This window comes from Arhodomonas sp. KWT2, from assembly GCF_041949875.1.
GTDB classification, from domain to species: Bacteria; Pseudomonadota; Gammaproteobacteria; order Nitrococcales; family Nitrococcaceae; genus Arhodomonas; species Arhodomonas aquaeolei.
Map to the genome: position 1 here is coordinate 1 of NZ_JBHFPQ010000008.1, position 1194 is coordinate 1194.

Annotated in this window: 1 protein-coding gene; it reads right to left on the bottom strand. The window is 65.0% G+C overall.

Annotation, left to right across the window (positions count from 1 at the left end; genetic code table 11):
- Nucleotides 1-1191, bottom strand: coding sequence for an elongation factor Tu (tuf, locus tag ACEZHJ_RS00120; RefSeq protein WP_163143619.1), 1191 nt, complete (start codon nucleotides 1189-1191; stop codon nucleotides 1-3).
- Nucleotides 1192-1194 lie beyond the last annotated feature (3 nt).

The following is a 1194-nucleotide window of genomic DNA, read 5'->3' on the forward strand; positions in this document are numbered from 1 at the left end:
TTACTCGATGATCTTGGAGACGACGCCGGCGCCGACGGTACGACCGCCCTCACGCACCGCGAAACGCAGCCCCTCTTCCATGGCGATCGGCGCGATCAGCGACACCGTCATCTTCACGTTGTCGCCCGGCATCACCATCTCCGTGCCCTCCGGCAGGTCACAGGCACCCGTGACGTCGGTGGTACGGAAGTAGAACTGCGGACGGTAGCCGTTGAAGAACGGCGTGTGACGCCCACCCTCGTCCTTGGAGAGCACGTAGACCTCGCACTCGAACTTCGTGTGCGGGGTGATCGTGCCCGGCTTGCACAGCACCTGCCCGCGCTCGACCTCGTCGCGCTTGGTCCCGCGCAGCAGCGCACCGATGTTGTCGCCCGCCTGACCCTGATCAAGCAGCTTGCGGAACATCTCCACACCGGTGACCGTGGTCTTCGTGGTGTCGCGCAGACCCACGATCTCCACCTCCTCGCCGGTCTTGATCACACCACGCTCGACACGACCGGTCACCACCGTGCCGCGACCCGAGATCGAGAACACGTCCTCGATCGGCATCAGGAACGGTCCGTCAACCGCACGGCTCGGCTCCGGAATGTACTCGTCCATCGCCTGCACCAGACGGATGATCGACGGCGCGCCGATCTCCGACTCGTCACCCTCCAGCGCCTTCAGCGCCGAGCCGGTGATCACCGGAATGTCGTCGCCCGGGAAGTCGTAGTCGCTCAGCAGCTCCCGGACCTCCATCTCCACGAGCTCCAGCAGCTCCTCGTCGTCGACCATGTCCGCCTTGTTCAGGTAGACCACCATCGACGGCACACCCACCTGGCGCGCCAGCAGAATGTGCTCGCGCGTCTGCGGCATCGGACCGTCCGCCGCCGAGACCACCAGGATCGCGCCGTCCATCTGCGCCGCACCCGTGATCATGTTCTTCACGTAGTCCGCGTGCCCCGGGCAGTCAACGTGCGCGTAGTGACGCGCATCCGTCTCGTACTCAACGTGCGCGGTCGCAATCGTGATACCACGATCGCGCTCCTCCGGCGCATTGTCGATCTGGTCGAACGCGCGCGCCGCACCCCCGTACTTCTCCGCCATCACCTTCGTCATCGCCGCCGTCAGCGTCGTCTTGCCATGGTCAACGTGACCAATCGTTCCCACGTTCACGTGCGGCTTCGTGCGCTCAAACTTCTCCTTGGACACGGC